The sequence below is a fragment of the Oleiphilus sp. HI0079 genome (assembly GCF_001635105.1).
Genome location: NZ_LWFT01001059.1, coordinates 1 through 834 on the forward strand (window position 1 = coordinate 1; position 834 = coordinate 834).

2 protein-coding genes are annotated in these 834 nt (G+C 47.7%); both read left to right on the plus strand.

All coding sequences use genetic code 11. The annotated features are described in order from the left end of the window. A partial coding sequence (locus tag A3750_RS18920) for an N-acetyltransferase (protein ID WP_156498744.1) occupies window positions 1-408 on the plus strand: 408 nt, incomplete at its 5' end. A 22-nt stretch (window positions 409-430) separates the two neighbouring features. Continuing rightward, window positions 431-834: FAD-dependent oxidoreductase (locus A3750_RS18925; RefSeq protein ID WP_197475155.1), on the plus strand; the 404-nt coding region annotated here is incomplete at its 3' end.

Genomic DNA, 834 nt, shown 5'->3' on the forward strand with positions numbered 1-834 from the left:
CTTGATAATCACTTAATTGGCGTGGCGCTCGTAGGGAGCCCGTCTCTCCGTATTGATCTAAATCGGCAGTTTGCATGGCGTATGCGTATGTTGCTAACCGCTGGTTCCGAGAGCACCTGGCGATACCTCGAATACCACAAGCAGATTCATCGCTTGTTGCCCAAGGGGCAGCATCATGAGCTACCCCTTATAGGAATTGACGGCCAGTATCGCAGCTTGGGATACGGGAAAAAATTGATGCAGGCAGTGGAAGGTGTCTGTGCAAAGAATCCTGCATCAAAAGGTATTGCTTTAGATACTGGAAATATCCGCTATCTCAATTTTTACAAAGGTCTTGGTTATAAAGTACTTGGCAGTGTGCCTCTCGGTGACGTAACCGAAAGTGTGCTGTTTAAAGCCTTTGATTAATCTCTTTTAGAAAGATTCTCTAATGTCCAAATTTGATTTTGATCTATTCGTAATCGGTGCCGGTTCTGGTGGAGTTCGATTGGCTCGCATGTCTGCTTCAATGGGCGCTCGTGTAGCTGTAGCAGAGGATCGCGACCTCGGAGGTACCTGTGTCAATGTGGGGTGTGTTCCCAAAAAGTTGTTTGTCTATGCTTCTCATGTTCAAGAGGAGCTTGAAGACGGCGCTGGATTCGGTTGGTCGAGCTCAGGTGAGCTTAGTCTTAATTGGGCGCAGTTGGTTACCAACAAAAACCGTGAGATCGAACGCCTTAACGGTATTTACGAAGGTTTGCTGACTAACAGTGGTACGCAGATTATTTCCGGGCGCGCTCGCTTGGTGGATGCGCATACCGTCGATGTGAATGGCAAGAACTATTCAGCAGAGAG